Annotated in this window: 9 protein-coding genes; 2 read left to right on the top strand and 7 right to left on the bottom strand. The window is 35.7% G+C overall.

All coding sequences use genetic code 11. The annotated features are described in order from the left end of the window. Window positions 1–592 precede the first annotated feature (592 nt). Both CG11_RS15175 and CG11_RS15170 read left to right on the top strand, forming a co-directional pair. Window positions 593–2,890: a response regulator gene (locus tag CG11_RS15175; protein WP_052597633.1), complete on the top strand. Its 2,298-nt coding sequence runs from the start codon at window positions 593–595 to the stop codon at window positions 2,888–2,890. Between the two features lie 77 nt (window positions 2,891–2,967). Further along, entirely contained in the window at window positions 2,968–5,751 is a 2,784-nt protein-coding gene (locus CG11_RS15170) for a response regulator (protein ID WP_052597632.1), read from the top strand. An 89-nt stretch (window positions 5,752–5,840) separates the two neighbouring features. Here CG11_RS15170 and CG11_RS15165 read toward each other — a convergent pair whose 3' ends face one another. The 7 genes from CG11_RS15165 to CG11_RS15135 all read right to left on the bottom strand — a co-directional run bounded on the left by CG11_RS15165 (window position 5,841) and on the right by CG11_RS15135 (window position 19,793). Beyond that, window positions 5,841–6,818: an endonuclease/exonuclease/phosphatase family protein gene (locus tag CG11_RS15165; protein ID WP_052597631.1), complete on the bottom strand. Its 978-nt coding sequence runs from the start codon at window positions 6,816–6,818 to the stop codon at window positions 5,841–5,843. A 258-nt stretch (window positions 6,819–7,076) separates the two neighbouring features. After that, window positions 7,077–10,040, bottom strand: coding sequence for a hypothetical protein (locus CG11_RS15160; protein ID WP_052597630.1), 2,964 nt, complete (start codon window positions 10,038–10,040; stop codon window positions 7,077–7,079). Window positions 10,041–10,253: 213 nt separating this feature from the next. Further along, entirely contained in the window at window positions 10,254–12,485 is a 2,232-nt protein-coding gene (locus tag CG11_RS15155; protein WP_052597629.1) for a hypothetical protein, read from the bottom strand. Window positions 12,486–13,075: 590 nt separating this feature from the next. After that, a complete protein-coding gene (locus CG11_RS15150) occupies window positions 13,076–15,511 on the bottom strand; it encodes a hypothetical protein (RefSeq protein WP_052597628.1) in 2,436 nt (811 codons plus the stop codon). Between the two features lie 492 nt (window positions 15,512–16,003). Continuing rightward, window positions 16,004–17,743, bottom strand: coding sequence for a M43 family zinc metalloprotease (locus CG11_RS15145; RefSeq protein WP_052597627.1), 1,740 nt, complete (start codon window positions 17,741–17,743; stop codon window positions 16,004–16,006). Between the two features lie 267 nt (window positions 17,744–18,010). Then, a complete protein-coding gene (locus CG11_RS15140; RefSeq protein WP_052597626.1) occupies window positions 18,011–18,403 on the bottom strand; it encodes a hypothetical protein in 393 nt (130 codons plus the stop codon). 142 nt (window positions 18,404–18,545) lie between these two features. Further along, entirely contained in the window at window positions 18,546–19,793 is a 1,248-nt protein-coding gene (locus CG11_RS15135) for an FtsX-like permease family protein (RefSeq protein WP_052597625.1), read from the bottom strand. Window positions 19,794–19,866: the final 73 nt, after the last annotated feature.

The raw sequence follows: 19,866 nt of genomic DNA, 5'->3' as shown, positions 1-19,866 counted from the left end.
AATGCAACTGTTTATTCTTGCCAATGTTTTGATGGCAAAATTATGCCTTGCTTGATGGCAGATAGATTAGCTGCAATAAAAAATAAACTATATAAAGGCAATAAGTAATCGTTCATAAAAATTTATAGGCAAAAAGAATTACATTTTTAACTATACTTTTTTCTGTCCACTTACTTAATTATTAATAAATAAGCCTAAAAGACAATGCAATAGCGAGCTTTTATAAAGCTTTTTGGAGAAGCCAGAAGCAAGATTTTGCTATTATTAGACTAATATTTATTTAAATCAGGGACTTATTCTCTATAGATGTTATTATATTAGAACTTATAATTTTTGCTAATAATTGTTATTTATTACTCTGTTAAAAATCGTATTAGTTTGATTATCAATAGAATATAGTTTTGTTGGTTTTAGTGATAAAAAGCTGATAATCAAACTAATGCAAGGTGCTTTTTTATGTTTTTTATAGAAAAACTAAAAAATTAACGGAGTATTAGTTATTATTAAACAATATATAGCAATGTCGTTTCTTTTTTGCACCTCCCCCAAATGACACCACGTTAATTTTATCATCTATAAAGACAACACTAATTTGAGCGTTCAAAAGCAAACATCTGATGATTCCATTGAGCAACTATTTCACCTGAATTATTTGGCAAATGCCTGTACGGTGGGGGTACGACTTTTAACCCATTTTATATCAGGGTTTGGATGGGCTGCGTTTGTCGTAGATGGAGGATTATTGTTACTGCTACTTTGTTTTTTCTATTTATCGAAGTACAAGAAAGCTTACCTAAAGTTAATTTTACCTTTTATCATAACAACTCAAATTTTTGTAGCTGTATTGTGGTTAAGTTTTAATCAGATGGACAGCATGTTGGCACCAAGTTACTTGCTGGTAATCTTGTTGTATGGGCTTTGGACCAAACAAAAACACTATCAGCGGTTAATATTGGGGGTGACAATAGCCGTCATTGTCGTTGCGATCATAATTTCTTTGTATTTGAAATGGTGGATAGACAGAGGCTACATCGAACCATGGACGGAGTATAGCTTGATTACGCTTTATATTACTGGTCTGATTGCAATGGCTTTAAGATTTTTGCACGATCGTATTCAACGAGAGAGGATCGAGTCAGAAAAAAATGCAGCTAAATTGAGTGCTGAAAAAAAAGAAGCCGAACAAAAACGAGACTTGCTAGCGATGCTAAAAGACTTGCAGTCTGATTTCTTTTTGGAAGAAGATTTGAAAAATGCTTTTGATAATTTATTGGCTCAATTACTCAAATTAACAGGGAGTACTTCTGGGTTTGTAGGAGAGGTTATTTTAAAAGAAGATGCTTCTAATTTGGAAATTCATGCCTTCTCTACAACTCAATCAGATACTTCAGGCAAAGTGCTAGATCGTTTGTTTCCTTATATTATGGAGGCAGAGAACTATGTAATCATTAACGATGCAGCTACTCTAAAAACAGCGAATACCATAGAAAATAAACAACTAATTCGTAATTTCTTAGGTATTCGTGTAACGTACCATTATGAAACAGTGGGCGTTATTGGAATTGCCAATAGAGCAGGAGGGTATGACGAAGAATTGGTTCATTTGCTATCTCCTTTTTTGTCTACTTATGGCTCTATCTTGCAAAATATTCGACTTAAAAGAAAACAAAGAACTTACGAAAATGAATTGAAGGAGGCCAAAGAGTTGGCAGAATACTCGAACCGATTAAAGTCTCAATTTTTAACCAATATCTCTCACGAATTAAAAACACCACTATCTTTAATTTTAGGTCCTATAGATCTTCTCATGAAGAAACCCATCGCAGAACTGAACGAAGGGGAAATGAGAAGCTATCTAGGAATTATGCAGAAGAATGGTAGGAAAATGTTGGAGTATATTGAAGATATTATGGATTTAGCAAAACTAAATTCCAATGAACTTAAAATAGAGACCGAACCTGTTGTTTTGTTTCCATTTATTCAAAACTTATATACCTTATTTAAAACAGAAGTTGCTTACAGGGATATTAATTATACGCTTAACTACCAAGTAGATAAAAAGTTGGTTGTTCCACTGGACGCTAAGAAAATAGAAAAGATTATTAATAATTTGTTGTCCAATGCTTTTAAATATACAAAGGATGGAGGGCGGATTGTATTGAGTGTTTTGGTTGTAGAGCAAGCAATTAAAATTAAAGTAGAGGATACAGGAATAGGAATACCTGAAGAACATTTACCTTATATATTTAACCGTTTTTATCAAGTAAAAGGAGAAGGCGAAACGATTTTTGCAGGAACAGGAGTTGGTTTGGCTTTGGTCAAAGAATTGGCGGATATTCAAGGTATTGATATAAATGTAGAAAGTACCTTATCAGAAGGATCTTGTTTCTCTTTTAATTTGCCCTATCGTTTGCCTGATTCTTATGTCCCTGTAACTTCGACAATTACTTCAAAAGAACCCATTTCAAAAATTGCGACAACTGTAGAGGGAGAAAAAGATACTATCTTAATCGTAGAGGATAATTATGACATGCGACTATTTCTAAAAAAAATACTGCAAGATGAGTATGCTGTGATATTAACGGAAAATGGTTTAAAAGGTTGGCAAACCATACAAAATAGAGGAAGTCAATTAAGTTTAGTTATTACCGATTTAATGATGCCTGAAATGGATGGATTTGAACTCTTGGAAAAGATAAAAGGACAAGCTCCTAACGTAGATGTACCCGTTATTGTATTAACGGCCAAGCATGAAAAGGATAGTCGACTAAATGCACTTAGAATAGGAGTGGATGAGTATTTAACCAAGCCTTTTTCAATTGATGAATTGCTTGCTACTGTTCAGCATTTGATACAAAATTATCATCAAAGAAGAAAACTGAAGAGCTAGCAACAGGTTTTTATTACACACACACACACACATTTTATAGATACCATACTACATTGATCAATCACTACACCAAAACTATGTCACAACAACAAAAACCTATTTTATATAAAGAACCAGATAGAAAGCTATTGCAGTCCATTTGTCTCTATGGACTAGGTATCATTTTCGTACGCTTAGTAACCAATTTGTATATCAGTATGTCATGGTTGCCTATTGTTGCAGATGTTATCATGGGGACAACAGCTATAGGAATTTATTTTTTATTAAAGAAAATAGAGAATTTTACGTTTTTATTTTGGCCTGTTGTGTTGATTACGCAGATAAGTTCTGTGTTTTTGTGGTTTGGGATGGGAGGCTTGTTGGGACCAACAATTGCATTTAATTTGGCGCTTTTGATGATTTATATTGTGACAGATCCTAATAACCAATATTGGAGAGTAGGAGTTGTTGTTGGGCTGTTTACACTAGTTACAATTGCTGTAGAGCAATTAAATCCTACTTGGGTTGCCTCATACCCCAGTTTCAAGCACCAAGCCATAGATACTTGTATTGTGTTTGTCGCAATGATTGTATTAGTGACATTAACAACACGTTTTATGAAAAAACGTTATGAGGAAGAACAGGAACTTGCAGATAAGAAGACCAAAGAATTGGCACTGGCCAAAAAAAGTGCAGAGGAAAATCGAGATTTACTGGCAATGATAAAAGAATTTCAATCTGGTTTTTTGTTGGAAGAACAAGCCGAATATTCTTTTGATACATTGCTTAAGCAGTTGTTGGCAATCACGAGTAGTCAATATGGATTTATTGCTGAGTTAATTCATAAAGAAGATCAGATCGCTTTAGAAGCATTGACGGTTATGGATACAAAAGGTGCTTTGGAGCAAGGAGATTTGCTGCATGATACCAACTGGCAAAAAAATGGGCAGTCTATATTAAAACCATTACTAGATAAAATTCTAAAAGAAGAAACGTATATCTTGTCGGATAAAATTCCTCAAAAATATTTAGAATTAAAGCATTTTTTGGGATTTCCAATTACACACAATAATAAAATAGTGGGAATTTTGGGATTGTCCAATGTTATTGGCTACAAAGATCTATTGGCAGAAACGCTAGCACCTTTCTTATCTACTTATGGAACTATTATTCAAAATATTAGATTAAAAAGAACGCAAAGAAAGTACGAAGAAGAGTTGCGAAAGGCAAAGGAAACCGCAGAAGAAGCCGTATTAGCGAAAAATCGCTTGTTTACCAATATTTCTCACGAATTTAGAACGCCTCTCTCATTGATTGTAGGACCTGTCTCTGCTATTTTAAAACAGCCTCATGGAAGCATGGAGGAAACAGAAACACGCGAGTCTTTAGACATGGTTTTGAGGAATAGTAAGAAGGTGTTGAAGTATATTGATGATATTATGGATTTGGCAAAACTGAATTCAAATAAGTTAGAAGTGAGAAGACAAACGAATCACCTCCATTCTTTTATCGTCAACATTTATAATAATTTTAAAGTACAGACAAGTTATAGAAATATCAATTATCAATTAGAGTATAATGTTGATTATAACTTATTGGTGGATTTTGATACTTCTAAAATGGAGAAGATTATCAATAATTTACTCTCTAATGCTTTTAAATATACAATGGATGATGGCGCCATTACGTTGGCTGTAACAGATGTTGGAACAGCAATCAAAGTAGAGGTCAAAGATACTGGTATTGGTATCAAGGCAGAAGATTTGCCGTATGTGTTTAAACGGTTTTATCAAACCAAAGAGGCTGAAAAAAGAGCTGTTTCTGGTTCGGGCGTAGGACTGGCATTAGCACAAGAGTTGGCTTCTTTGCAAGGATTTGAAATTTATGTACGCAGCATTCTCAACGAGGGGACTACATTTTCCTTTTTGATGCCGAAAATAGAAGAAATTGTATCCCAACCGACAGTAGTACCTGTCAATCCTTTGGTAATTGAAAACAACTTGTTAGAAGAGACCAAGGATGTGAAAGAGGGCACTTCTGTTGTATCGCCAAGCCCTAAAAGTGACCAACCTCGTATTTTGGTAGTTGAGGACAATAACGATATGGCTGCGTTTATTAAAATGATTTTGGGGGCAGATTATGATATTTCATTAGCCGAAAATGGTTTGGTTGCATTGAATCTCTTGAAACAAGAGGGGGGACATTCATTTGACTTAGTTATTACCGACTTAATGATGCCTGAAATGGATGGGTATGAATTGTTAGAGCATATCAAAGCGGCTTCTTGGGGCAATAATTTGCCCGTTATTGTTTTGACTGCCAAATCTGGTGAAGCTAGCAAACTCAAGGCATTGACGATTGGTGTTGATGAATATTTGACGAAACCATTCTCTGTCGATGAGTTGAATATCCATGTTAAAAGACTGATTGAGAATGCTTTGGTTCGAAGAGATTGGCAGCAAAAAGCAAATGAGACGATTGAAGAGAAAGAGGACGAAAAAGCGACATCAGTTACAGATACCAATACATCGGTTGTCGAAAAGGAATCGGCATCGTCGATTGCTGCTCGTGAAAAGATAGAGGAAGCAAGAGCGGTTGTACTTAAAAATATTGATGAGACAGAATTTACTGTAGATGATTTGGCAAGAGCAGTGGCTGTAAGCAAACGCCAATTGTATCGTTTTATGCAAACTCATGTAGGGTTAACACCTTTAAAGTTTATCAATGAAATTCGTCTGCAAGAAGCTAGACGTTTGTTAGAGGAAGGTGCTTGTCGTACAGTAAAAGAGGTGTCTTATTCTATTGGTTTTATGTCTACGCGTCATTTTTCCAAAAATTATGTCAAGCGTTTTGGCAAAAAGCCTTCAGAGTATTTTAAGTAACAGTCCAATAGTTCTTTCACTAAAAAAATAGGAGACTCGTACGATTAGTTAGCACGAGTTTCCTATCTAATATTAGAACAGATCAGGTTTTACTTGAAATTAAGTTCCACAATCAAGGCATTGTGGTCAGATATTTCTTCGTTATTGGTGGGGAGGATAGAGGTTTTAATTCCCCATTGTTTTTGTTTGGGATTGTTGTGTTTACAAGCATTTTTAAGACTCAAAGAGAGTAAAATATGGTCAATTTGTTCTTGTTGTCCTTTGTAACTATACGTCCATCTTGTGGTATAATCTTCAAAATAATAACTATCGCCTGTTTGTATCAATTCCGTTTGAATGTCTTTAAATCCTCGAATGGTCAATAAAGCAGGGTGTCGTCTTTCACTATTTAAATCTCCCATAACAACCACGTGTTCCTCTTTTTGTAGATAAGGAATCATCACTCGTCGAGCAATTTCGGCTTGCATCAAGCGGCGTTGGTCGCTATCTTCTCCGCCTCGCTCTGATTTAAGATGAAATAAAAATAAATGAATGGGAGTACCTTTGTAGCTAATTGTTGCTTTCATCCCTTTACTAATTCCTGTTTCTTCTACCTCGTCTTGGTCAGATTCGACAAAATATAAACCTCGATTGGGAAAAGCTGGGACAATATCAGTTAACTCATATTTAGACAAGAAAGCGACATGTTGCCCTGTAGCAGAATCATGCGATTTGCAGACTTTCCAGTATTTATACTCCAATCCTTCTTTTTTTAATGTTTCTACGAGAAGCTGAACTTCAGAAGTATTACCAACCTCTGTTAAGCCTAAAACATCCGCATTAATAGTTTTGAGGTGTGCCGCAACCTTTTTAGTTGCTTCTTCAAATTTTTTTTGTCTATAACGATCGTCTTTCCATTCTTGCTTGGCATCTCTTGAGGCATATTTCATGTCATAAGGTAGACCATATTTCATATGAACTTTTCGTTTGAGTAAAAATTCACAATTAAAAGTTGCCAGCTTTAAGTCTTGCCCTATAAGCCATTGAAACGGGATTAATAAGACTAGCAGCAGGATTGTTTTTTTCATAATAATTATTGATTTGGTAATTTCTGTAAACGATTACATATTGATTAGTACATGGTGGTCTATTGCTAGAGAAAACAATAGAATAAAAAATGTTGAAGTTTGAACAAGCTGCTAATTAGCAATGACTTGTCGTTCAAACTTCAACATTTAAATTATTGGATCAGTTTTTTAGTAAAATGCTGTTTGCAAAACAGCAGCTAAAGTACGATTTTAATATGAATTAATAGAATATTAAATTGTTGTTGAACAATGAGGCAACTAGCAGCCCGAAGAAGGACGTTCCCCAATTCCCGACTCTTTGACCAGTCTCTTTAATGTTTTTTCATAAAAGTCTAGCAATAGATTCGTGATGTTTAGTTCAATATCAATCTTTCTAAATTCACCCCCTTTTTCTGTTTCTGGATGTTCATACGCCCCAATAGTAATAGGTACTTTCATAAAATCCAATTGTGATTTTACTGTCCAAGCACGAGCAATACCCAATTCCATATTTGACTTTAACTCACGAGTAATGTGACGAGTTGTTTTTTGAAGTGTATCTACTGTACCATCTTTATTTCCTAGAAAGTGTGTATAGGGAGTGCCATCGGGAATATCCAACGATTGATCGTACTTGCGACCAGAAAAACGGTAGCCATCGGTATGCCCTTCCAAATAAATGAAAAAATCTTCCTTACAACGCATACTAGCTTCACAATACTTGCTCAAGACTTCATTATCAACCCAAGTAGCAATTTTTTTGTAATACTCAGGATCACCCATTTTAGCCAAGTTTGTTTTTTGACATAAGTGAGGAGCCACGATATAACGAACACCAATATATCCCAATGGTTCGTATTCAACTGTTGTTTCGCAAGGTTGTTTGTCAGAGTTTAATTCTCCATACATAATTTGAGCAGACTTAGGACCAAAGGTTTCTCTTTCTAAGTGGGTCACACGCCTTGCTTCACGCACAAGCGTCCAGTATTTACACTGATAAGCTTTCCCTTCTAAGCGGCGAACTTGACAGGCTAAGTCATTATCATAAGACAAACCATGTTTGCGTTTTAGGTTGTTGATTTTTGCCAAATAAGCATCTCCTTTTTCACAAGGATCCAACAACCCTTTGATGACCCAAGATTTGGTTTGAGCGATTTTATCACAATAGAAATCAACCAAACGAATTTGGTGACGGACAACAGTATCAACAGCAGGATACCCCTCTGTCCAAGACATAATCGTATCTGTGGCAACATACAAATCCCAAGCAGCGCCGACATCTTCTAAATCTTTTGCCGCTTGTTTAACTTTGTTTTCCAAACTTTCTAATTTGTCTTCCGTTTCGCTGTCTAAAGTCAATAAATAGTCCTCTCTAAGTTTGTAAATATCTTTGACACGCTGTTCTCCTTTCTCACAGAAATTAACCGTACCATCAATGATGTAGGAACGAGCTTGAGCAATTTTATCACAATACTCAAACACAATATCCAAGTCACTAGACAACTTTTCGTCTGGCACAAAGTCTTTCCAAGTCTTATTAAGTTGCGCCAAGTTTTGATTTTCATTTTTCAATCGAGCTTTGAGTTGGTTCAATTGAGTTTGAGTGGCACTACTCAAATTAGGATTGTATTTATCAATTACTTTCTGCGCTTCGTCCAAAGCATATTGACCACTTTGGCAAGGATTGGTAAATCCGTCTAAAAGGTAGGATTGTACATCTCCTTCACGATTACATATAAATTCGTGTTCATATTCTAAGTCTTTGCTAACCTCTTTATTAGCTAGCAAATAGTCCCAAGCCTTTTTTAAATCAGCGGCTTCTTGCGTCAATCGAGCGACCTCTTTTTGCAAAAAGTCGATCTTAGCAGTTGTTTTAGAAGTTAATTCAGGGCTATATTCTGCTTTGAGTTTTTCCAAGTCGTCCAAACGTTGTTGACCCCGTTCACAGATATTTAGAATCCCATCCATTGTATAAGCTTTGGCAGCAGCTGCTTTATCACAATATTCGTATCCAAAGTCAGCTTTACCAGATAATTTATTGTCTGGTAAAAAATCTTCCCAAGCTTTATTTAATTTAGTTAATTCTGCTGCTTCATTGCTAACCAAATTTTTAAGCTTCTTTAACTTAGAGGTGGTGACATCATCCAAAGAAGGTTGGTGGTCTTTGCGAATTCTTGCAATGCTATCCAAGGCATTTTGACCTTCTGTACAAGGATTGCTCAAGCCATCCATTAAATAGGCTTTTACTTCTGCGGAACGATCACAAATAAATACATGCTCGTATTGAGCACCACTAGGCAATTTTTCTTTTGGTGTAAATTTAGCCCAAATACTATTTAAATTGGCTAAACCTTGATCACTTTTGTTGACCTCTGCTTCCAACCATGCTATCTTATCCGCCACATCTCCAGGCACATCATGCGACATACTAGCTTGAAGCTCTTTGATCTTGGCCAACATTTCGGAACCTGTATTACAAAAATCAGCAGCAGCCTTTAAAAGACAAACTTTGATATTGGGAACCGTGTAGCAACCAATGACAGGAATGTCTGTTTCAAAACCTGGTGACTGATCGGTTTCTATAAACTTAGTCCATACAGGATTGAGCGCATCAATACCTGCCCAGAGGGATTTCATCATTTCAATTTCCTCATTTAATCCCTCGACACTTTTCGGATCAAAACTTGTTTTAGCCAATTTCAAAACACGGTTTTCAAAATGATTTCTCGCATCTTTAAGGTTGGCTTCACAATAGTAAGCATGTGCCGTCATATAAAAGAACTTGCAAAGCGTTCCTTTTTCGCAAACCGTTTTGGCTTCTGGAACGGCTGCAATATCTTTGCGCGTCACACTGCTTTTGTCATTTAAGAAGCGTTGCCAAATTGGAACCAAGTCTTTATATGCTTTAATTTTTACCTTCATTAATTCATAACGCTCCTTGAACCCTGGGACTTTGTCTTGGACAGCCGTGCCCATGGACTCAATTTCTCGCATCATTTTGTCGGCACTAGGAAGATTATCAGCACAAAAATACGAGTTGGCATACATCAGAGAGTATTTGATATAGTTGGCTGGTTGAGATTTCTCAGGCTTCACCAACTTGGATACATTCGATGTTTTTTGATTGCCTAAAAACTCTTGCCAAGTTTCTTCCATGTTGACCAACTGCGCTTGCATGTAGTTCGGTAGTAACAATCCGATACTCAAAAGAAAAGGAACTAAAAATAGTCGATTTGAATGCATAATTTTATGTTGTTTTGTAAAATGGATATGGTATTGGTGTATATCTATCTCTAGACACCCAAAGCAATTTTAGCATAAAAAAAGCTTGGGGATTTCTTAAAATTAATGATTTTTTGCTTAAAAATGAAGAACGCCTTACACAAGACAATCTGTGCAGACGTTCTATATTTAGTTTTGGAGTACATAAAAATGAGGATTCTAAAGAGAGAAATTTTACGGACATTTACCAATATTAACCCGCAACAATTCTACTTGGTAATCCAATTCATCTCCGTATTTGACAGCTTCTTTTCGCTTTAGGTAATCAATCTTAGATAAGTAAATTTGTCCTTCTTTACAAGGGTTCATCAAGCCTTTCATTACCCATGCTTTAGTTTGTGAGATCGGATCACAATAGACCTCTGCTAATTTAATTGTACGCTGATCTACTTTAGAAAAGTCATCCATACTAATACAGGTGTTCCAAGCCTTATTCAAACCTTCTAAACCTGGTTTACCCTCTTCAACCATTTTGTACAAAATTTCTAATTTATCCTCCATGATTTGATCCAGTGTCAATAAATAATCTTCTCTCAACTGGGTAATATCTTTGAGACGTTTTTCGCCACGGTCACAGAAATTGATAATTCCATCCATGATATAAGCACGGCATTCGGCAATTTTATCACAGTAACTAAAGATGAAATTAATTTCTCCAGAGAGTTTATTGTCAGGAACAAAATCTTCCCAAGCTTTGGTTAACGTGGCAACATTGCCTCCTTCGTTGGACAATCTACTGCGTAATTTTTTTATTTGTGCTAATGTTTCATCGCTTAATTTAGGATTGTGTTTAGACATGACTTTATCTACTTCAGTCAAGCCATATTTACCACTCAAACAAGGGTTGGTGTAACCATCTAGTAGGTAGGCCTTAACATCCATTTCTCGATTACAAGGAAATTCATAATCATATTCATAATTATCGCTAACCTCATCATTAGCTAACAAATACTCCCAAGCTTTATTGAGAACCTCATGTTTAGCATTTAACTTACTAGATTTGGCTTCCAAAGCATCCAATTTCGCTTGTGTTTCCGAATCTATCGTTACCTCATTTTCATCTAAAACATTTTCAATATCGTCTAAGCGTTGTTGTCCTTTTTCACAAACATGAATGGTTCCATCAATAATAAACGCTTTAATTTCTGCTAGTTTATCACAATATTCAAATGCCAAGTCATAATTTTTGGAAAGAGCATCATCGGGTAAAAAATCTTCCCAAGCGTCGTTTAAGACCGTTTCGTCGCCACTACTCACACTTACAGCCGCTTTGAGTTCTTTGAGTTTTTCCATGGTCAATGAAGCAAGGGCAGGTTTGTGTTCTTTGCGCACTTTAGAAATATTTTCCAACGCCTCTTTCCCTTTTCTACAAGGATCCATTAAGCCATCCATCAAATAGGCTTTGACCTCTGCTTCACGATCACAAGCAAAGACATATTTGTAAGCAACATCGCTAGGCAGATTGCCTGTTTGTGTAAATTTTTTCCAATAGGTATTGACAATCGCCAAATCTTTTTTGATGTTGCGCACCTCTTCTTCGATGAAATCCATTTTATCAATAATAATAGAAGGAATTGGGTAAGTGCTTTTCTTTTGCAACTCTTTGAGTTTGTCCAACATTTTTTCTCCAACGCCACAAATGTCATAAGTAGCTTTAAGAATACAGGCTTTCATATTAGGAATAACATAACAATCAATAACAGGCATTTCGGCTTGCATGCCAGGAGAAATACCTGTTTCGATATAAGCTTCCCAAGCAGGAGTTAATTCATCCATTGCATCCCAAAACTGTGTCATGCGCTCTACTTCCTCGCCCAATCCTTCTATATCATTGGGATTAAAAGTTGTTGCTACAAGCCTACGAATGCGACTATCAAAAACATCTCTTGCTTTTTCTAAATCTTTTTGACAGAAGTAATCGTGCGAAATCATATAAAAGTACTTACACAATGTTCCTCGCTCACAAATCTTTTTGGCTTCGGGATGTGCCTCCACTTCTTCTTTTGAAACGCTTGTTTTGTTATTTAAGAATTTTTCCCAAATAGGGTCCAATGCTCTATAAGCCTTCATGTTTTCTTTTAAGCCCAAATAACGTTCTTCAAATCCAGGAACACGATCCCAGACTTCTTTGCCCATAGCTTCTATTTCGTGAATCATTTCCTCCGCACTTTCGATATTATCACCACAAAAGTAGGTATTGGCATAAATCAAAGAATATTTGATATAATTAGCAGGTTGAGACTTATCTGGCTTTTTCAATTTAGAAATATTAGCCGTTTTTTTGTTGCTCAAAAACTCTTGCCAAGTTTCTTCCATATTGACCAATTGCTGAGCTTGAGAAAACTGTGGCAATGAAATCAGCAAAGCTAAAGAGCATACTGTTAAAAGATATTTGTTCAAAATCATAATTATAATAGTCTGTGTGTTTTAAAGCATCTCTAAAAATAAGAATCGTTTTTTAGACAAGTGCTTATGATGTTTGTTAGAATAGAGTTTATTTGAATAATACTCCGTTGATTTTTTAGTTTTCCTACGAAAAACGTAAAAAAGTATCTTGCATTAGTTTGATTATCAGTCTTTTAGTATAAAAGTCAATAAAAGTACATCTTGCTGATAATCAAACTGATACGATTTTTCAACGGAGTAATGTTTGAAAGTTGAGAGACTAAAAATTAGAAATAGTTTTTATGATTTGATAAAAAATAAAACACTTTATCTTATACAAGAACCAACCCAAAAAATTTTTTAGAGCCATAAAAATATAAAAAAAAGGTTCTATGGGCTTCTACCAAAGCATGTTATTGACCCTTTGAAATTGGGAGACAAGGCAATTTATAAAAGCATCCAAAACAAATAATCTCCAAAAATAGAACGTCCATATCAACATAAAGTTAACATGAACGTTCTCAATATTATTGTGTTACCAATCGTTTCTTTTCTCAAAAAAGGAGACACGAACAGTGCCCAAAAACGATTAGAATTGTATAAGAAGGGGCTTAGCAACCTAGTTTTGGACGGTTACCAATACCTGATTCTTCTACTAATTCTTTTAATGTTTTTTCATAGAAATCCAACATCAAATTGGTAATATTCAATTCAATTTCGATGCGACGGAATTCACCTCCTTTTTCACTAGAAGGATGCTCATAAGCTCCTACCGTAATCGGAACTTTCATAAAATCTAATTGTTGTTTTACCGTCCAAGCGCGAGCAATTCCCAATTCCATATTAGATTTTAAATCGGTGGTGATATTACGAGTTTCCTTTTTCAAGGTATCGACAGCACCACTGCTTTTTCCAACAAAGTGCGTATAAGGTGTACCCTCAGGGATGTCTAAAGAATTATCATATCTACGACCAGAAAAACGATTTCCATCGGTATGCCCTTCTAGATAAATATAAAAATCCTCTTTACAGCGCATATTGGCCTCACAATATTTGCTCAAAACTTCATTATCAACCCAAGTAGCAATTTTTTTGTAATACTCAGGATCACCCATTTTAGCCAAGTTAATTTTTTGGCAAAGGAAAGTAGTAATGGTATACTGAATACCAATTTTACCGAGTTGTTTGTACTCAACCGTTGTTTCGCAAGGCTGTTCTTCCGAGTTAAGGTCTTCGTACATAATTTTAGAGGAGGCAGGACCAAAACGTTCACATTCTTCGTAAGTGATTTTCCAAGCTTTTAGTACCAAAGCCCAATACTTACATTGATAAACCTTTGATTTCAAACGGCTAACTTGACAAGCCAATTCTTTGTCGTACTTCAGATTGGCTTCTTTTTTTAGTTTATTAATTTTAGCCAAGTAAGCATCGCCTTTTTCACAAGGATCTAAATGACCTTTGATGACCCAAGATTTAGTTTGAGCAATTTTATCACAATAGAATTTTACCAAACGAATGTTATCACGCACGGTTCCTGTATCTTTTTGAGGGAAACCTTCTTGCCATTCCATTGTCTTGTCGGTGCTGGTATACAATTCCCATGCACTGTTCAAATCTGCTAAGTCTTGGTCAGACTCGTCTTGTTTAGCTTGTAGATTATCAATTTTTTTGAGCACAGCATCTGCCAATTCAGGGTTATCGCTATCACGTAATTTAGCAATATCTTCTAAACGACTTTTTCCTTTTTCACAGAAATTAATTGTTCCATCCATGACATAAGCTTTTACTTGAGCCTCTTTGTCACAGTACTCAAACACAAAATTAATTTTGCCTTTGATTTTATCATCAGGAACAAAATCTTCCCAAGCCTCATTTAATTTCGCAAGATTTTCAGCTTCTTTATTAACTCTAGCCTTCAATTGCTTCAACTTAGTCATTGTTTCAGTATCTAAAGAAGGATTGTGTTCCTTTTTTATGGCTTCAATTTTGTCCAAAGCCGCTTTTCCACCACCACAAGGATCTGCATATCCATCCATGATATAGGCTTTTACCTCAGCTGCTCTGTCGCATACAAACTCATGACCATAGTCGATTCCACTAGGTTTGCTTTCTGGCAAGAATTTTTTCCACGCTTTGTTTAAGGTAGCTAAGCCGTCATTATTTTCAGCAACAGCCTTTTCTAACCATTCAATTTTATCTGCTACATCCGAAGGAATAGGATGCGTATTGGTTTTTTGAAGTGCTTTAATCTTTTTGAGCATTTCATCTCCTAGGCCACACAGATCAGCCGTAGCTTTGAGAATATACTCTTTCATATTAGGAATCGAATAGCATTCAATGAGTGGTAATTCTGTATCAAAACCAGGAGATTTGTCCGTTTCAATTAACTTTTCCCATGCTGGATCTAGTTTGTCAATACCAGCCCAAAGTTTTTTCATCATTTTCACACGTTCATCCATTCCTGTTACGTCCTTGGGCTCAAAAGACGTTTTATCTACTAGTTTTTGGACACGATTTTCAAAATGTCCTCTAGATTTTTTCAAATCACCTTGACAATAATAATGCATGGCAGTCATGTAAAAGTACTTACAAAGCGTTCCTTTTTCACAAACAGTTTTAGCATCTTTTACTTCATTTTTTTCCAATTCAGCAATGTCAATGCTTTCTCCATCGAGGAAGCGAACCCAAATTTTACCACAAGCTTTGTAAGCAGCAATTTTAGTTTTTAGGTCTTCGTACTTATCCGTAAAGCCAGGAATTTTAGCATGTGCTTCGGTACTAATAGCAGCTACTTCTCGCATCATTTTTTCGGATTGCGTCAGGTCATCGGCGCAAAAATACGAATTGGCATACATCAAGCAGTATTTCAAATAATTAGCTACCTGTTCTTTGCTGGGTTCTGTTAGTTTACTAATGGCAGAAGTTTTGGGATTTTTTAAAAATTCTTGCCAAGTTTCTTCATAGTTAACTAGTTGAGCTTCTGCCGTGGGTAGCCAGAAACCTATTCCTACTATTAGGCAAAGTAAATAATGTAAGTTCTGTCTCATACTTTTTGTTTTTAGAATTTTAGAAACAGCTAAGGGTGTTGGAATAAGAAGTAGCCATTCCTAAAAAATAGTATGTTAGTTAAATAATGTGTTTTTTAGAGACGAAAAAAATTTTATGTGTGAATGATTACGTGCAAATTGATCTCTAAGAGATTTATAGTTGTGGATACCTCTATATTGGAATGATAAAACGAAATTCTAAGCTAAGGTAGTATAAACGTATTAACAATTCGTTAAGAAATTCAATTACATATATAAGGAATTACAAGCGGATTCCATAATAGTACTTCATTGATTTTTTGCTTTTTGTTAAAAATGAGGCACAAAAGAAAAAGCTTTGCTTCTATAGCTTCAAAAGCTATTGAGGGAATAATGCCTCTTTCAGACTATTTTTGATAAAAAATAAAGCGCTTTGTGAGAATAGAAATAAAAAGAACCAATTTGACCTTCAAAGATCAAATTGGTCCATATATAATTAAGTAGGTGAGCGATTTACTTTTGAAGAATAACCTTTTTAGTAATGGTATAGTTATTCATTCGGATTTCAACTAAATACAAACCACTATTTTCGTTGGTTAGTGAAAGGGTGTATTGACGATTGTGATTGTCAATCGCTACAGGTGGTGTAATAGCTTGACCTAAAACATTTTTAATGCTTAGGAAGCCTTCAAAGCTGATGTTATTATCAATATTAATGTTAATATCACCAGATGTAGGATTAGGAGATAAGTGAATACCTCGGCTTAGAATTTGCTCAATTTGATCTACTGCTACAAGGTTGTTGTTACGCAGACAAATATCAAAGTTGTGGCTATCTGCTGTGCTCATGCTATAAATTCTAAGGTAATAAACAGCACCTGTTGTCAAACCAGATAACGCATTGTTGCCTGCGTTGCCACAACCTAAACTACTCAAACTATCACAAGCTCCTTCAAATAATTCATAAGCCATAGCAGTAGAACTGCCTGTAATATTGTTAATATTAGAAACTTCTAAAAGTAAGTCAGAGCTAGTAGCGGTAAAGGAAAACCAAACATCATTGGCGATGGTTCCCATACAAGGAGCATCAGGCATAGAGGCGGAAGCATTCATATTGGTTGCCGTAAAAATACTAGTGCAGCTACTGCCTGTATTAACGGCTAATACTTCAGCGTGATAAATAGCATCGTAAGCAGGGCGGATTTTGACAGGAGTAGTTGACAAACCTGAACGAGGACCATTTAAAACTCCTTTCATGTGATTTTTTTGCCCAATGGTAAAACTATTCATACACGATTCAGCAGAATAATCCATATAGTTTTCTATCATGTCGGGCATATCGTTGACTAATGTTGTATCACAACTGTTTTTGGTGGTATCACAATCAAATTCAGAGCGATCCAAACAATTTGGAGTATCACCAATACCATCATCAACAGAACAGCTTGGTTGAGGAAAAATTCCACCGCCAGCACCATCGCCCCAAATATGGCGCAATCCTAAGTAGTGCCCAACTTCATGAACAGCGGTTCTGCCTTGTGTATTAACGGTTGTTGGAGCGCCAAAACCACCTCCAAAAGTAACACTTCTAGGTCCTCCAACGATTTCGTAATGAAGCACAACGCCTTCTCTGTTTTTGCTAGGTGCTGATGCTCCTGCTGGCCAATTGGGTAAACTATCAGGAGGATAAGCATAGCCCAATAGACCACCAGAACCCAAATTAAGCGTCCAAATGTTTAGATATTGATCAGGATCTAAAGGTGGGCTTGTTCCTTTGACACTATCAATAGAAGTGGGGTCGGGGAACAGTCCTCCAAAAGGACCTAAGCTAGCAAAGTCTACATTAGATTGTGTCCAGATAATCGTATCTAAACGAAACTCTATCTCTGTATCAGCAGCGATGCTATTGAAGATAGGACGCAAATTGCTGGCATCTGCATTTTGACGACGATAGTCGTCGTTTAGAATTTCTATTTGTTCGTTGATGGTACATTCAGATAGTTTTTCGTTGGGCGTTTTCCAAACAACATGAACCGCAACAGGTATTGTATGAATGGAGCGACTGTGTTGGGTTTGTTGCCCTATTCGGTTCGACTCATCAAAAACAGCATCAATATGTTGTTTGTAACCAGGGTGTTGTTGTTCTAATTGATAAATCGCATGGTCAAAACCACATTTATGCCACGTTTGCTGCGCGAGGAGGTGGTTGGTGGTTAGTAATAGACAGAGAACGGCTAGGTATATTAATTTCATTGTTGTTAATAATATAGTTTAATTTGTTAGTTAATTGTTGATAATGAACTCTAATGTAAACTTTTTTTACATATTTTAAGAGCATATTAAAAGAATAGTCTATTGAATAGTAGTTTGCTGTGTTGCTACGGTATGGTCATTGCTTTTTTTTACAAAAAATAAAAAAAGCAAGAAGTTATATAGATAGAAATGTACAATAGAATAGCCGTACGAAGGTAGGTTGTGCTGCTGTTTTAGAATGGGGGAAGCTATTTTATATTCATGTTATTAGTCAATGAATATAGCCAGAATACAAAAAATTATAAATATTACTAAAGATAGTAAAAAGCTGATACTGAGTGCGCCAAGTATTCTAATCTTGGGGTTGTATGCTGTAATGGCATCTATAATGGCAGCGCTGATCATGATGAAGATATGCAAGAACCAACTCATTGCTGTTACCAATATATACATGCCGCCTGCAACCGTCAGCATTTCAATTAATGCATCTTCACTATGACCTGCTTTGTAGCAAATAATAAGTGTGGATAAACTGTTGAATAGGACGGCACCTAATATTTTAAGCAAACTATGTTTGGACTCAATATAGTTCAAAAAACGCTCATACGAACCCATCGTAACTGGCGCTTCAAAATCTAATAAATCGTGATCTTGGGGCATTGGTAGAAAATCTTGATAAAAGAGATATTATCCTAATAGGATAGGAGGATATAGCAACTATAATAATAAGCAATGTTAAAATTATTCTATTGGATAATAGGCAATTTTTCAATATCTAACTAAAAGAAAGCCTAGTAATGTATTATTCTTTGCGTTGAATATTTTCAACAGTGCTAGCTTTTTGGGCAGGAAGCCACGCAGCACTGGTTCCAATTCCTAAAACAGTTAAAATTACGACTACAAAATCTCCCAAACGCATCTCAACAGGATAGGCATTAATAATAAATTCACCCGAACCACTTAATTTTACTAAGCCATATTGTTGTTGCAAGACACAGAGGACGATGGCTAAAAAACAACCCAATAACAGCCCAATTAAAGACAGTAAAAAACCTTCCATAAGAAAGATTTGGCGAATGAGTTTACTCGTTGCACCCATCGATTTTAGGATAGAAATATCCTTCTGTTTGTCCAAAACGAGCATCCACAAAGCACCAACCATATTAAAGGCAACCAATACAAGCGTAAATGCAAAGATAAAATAGGCAACGATTTTTTCTAGTTGGGTAATATTATAGAGTGCTTCGTCTTGTTGATAGCGATTTTGAACAATATAGTCGTCACCTGCAATATCCCGAATGGCTTGCAAGGTTTGAGTCTCATTAAAGGCAGGATCCAATTTTATTTCCAGAGCAGAAATTTCCCCGTTTTTATAAGATGTAATTTCTTGAACAAAGGCTAGGTTCGTAATGGCGTAATTATCGTATTCAGATTGTTGAACTTCATAAATTGCCGAAGGGTAAGCTTTACGTTTTTTAAAAGGTTTTTTGGTTGGGTTAGTTGATATTCGCCCTTCTCTTTTGGGCATATAAATCGTTATTGGACGATTAAACGCTTGACCAACACTAATATTGAGTGGATATGCTAAATTAGCACCAATAACCGTATAGTTTATATCCTTGATCGTATCATAAACTAGATACTTTTGATTTCCCTCTAAGCAGGTGTCAATGGCTGTTACTTGTATGTAGTTTTCATCGACTCCTTTGATGTGAGCAATATTCTGAACGCCATCATACTCAAATAGGGCAATTTCTTCCAAGGTTTTGGAAATACTGTGTACGCCTTCTAGCAAACGAATATTTTGAATCATGCTACTGTCTGCAACAAATACTTTTCCTTCATTGACAGTAATTTTTACATCAGGTTTGAAACTACCAATCAAGTTGCCCAACAATCCCTCAAAACCATTAAATACAGACATAATGATAATGAGTGCCATACTTCCAATTGCAATTCCCAATACAGCAATACTAGAAATAATATTAATGGCATTGGTTGATTTTTTGGAAAAGATATAGCGTTTGGCAAATTTGAATGGTAGATTCATGTGTCGTACTTGTATTTGTATCCAATTACTAGTAGGCGTAGGCTATTGTAAGCTATCCCCAAGTAGAAAGACA

Origin of the sequence: Aureispira sp. CCB-QB1 (genome assembly GCF_000724545.1) — a bacterium.
Lineage (GTDB): Bacteria > Bacteroidota > Bacteroidia > Chitinophagales > Saprospiraceae > Aureispira.
This window is presented reverse-complemented; position numbering and strand designations above follow the sequence as displayed.

What these genes read in the sequence shown, in the direction of transcription:
- CG11_RS15155 (WP_052597629.1), bottom strand. Translation starts at nt 12,485, where the DNA reads ATGATTTTGAACAAATATCTTTTAACAGTATGCTCTTTAGCTTTGCTG.
- CG11_RS15140 (WP_052597626.1), bottom strand. Translation starts at nt 18,403, where the DNA reads ATGCCCCAAGATCACGATTTATTAGATTTTGAAGCGCCAGTTACGATG.
- CG11_RS15145 (WP_052597627.1), bottom strand. Translation starts at nt 17,743, where the DNA reads ATGAAATTAATATACCTAGCCGTTCTCTGTCTATTACTAACCACCAAC.
- CG11_RS15165 (WP_052597631.1), bottom strand. Translation starts at nt 6,818, where the DNA reads ATGAAAAAAACAATCCTGCTGCTAGTCTTATTAATCCCGTTTCAATGG.
- CG11_RS15150 (WP_052597628.1), bottom strand. Translation starts at nt 15,511, where the DNA reads ATGAGACAGAACTTACATTATTTACTTTGCCTAATAGTAGGAATAGGT.
- CG11_RS15160 (WP_052597630.1), bottom strand. Translation starts at nt 10,040, where the DNA reads ATGCATTCAAATCGACTATTTTTAGTTCCTTTTCTTTTGAGTATCGGA.
- CG11_RS15170 (WP_052597632.1), top strand. Translation starts at nt 2,968, where the DNA reads ATGTCACAACAACAAAAACCTATTTTATATAAAGAACCAGATAGAAAG.
- CG11_RS15135 (WP_052597625.1), bottom strand. Translation starts at nt 19,793, where the DNA reads ATGAATCTACCATTCAAATTTGCCAAACGCTATATCTTTTCCAAAAAA.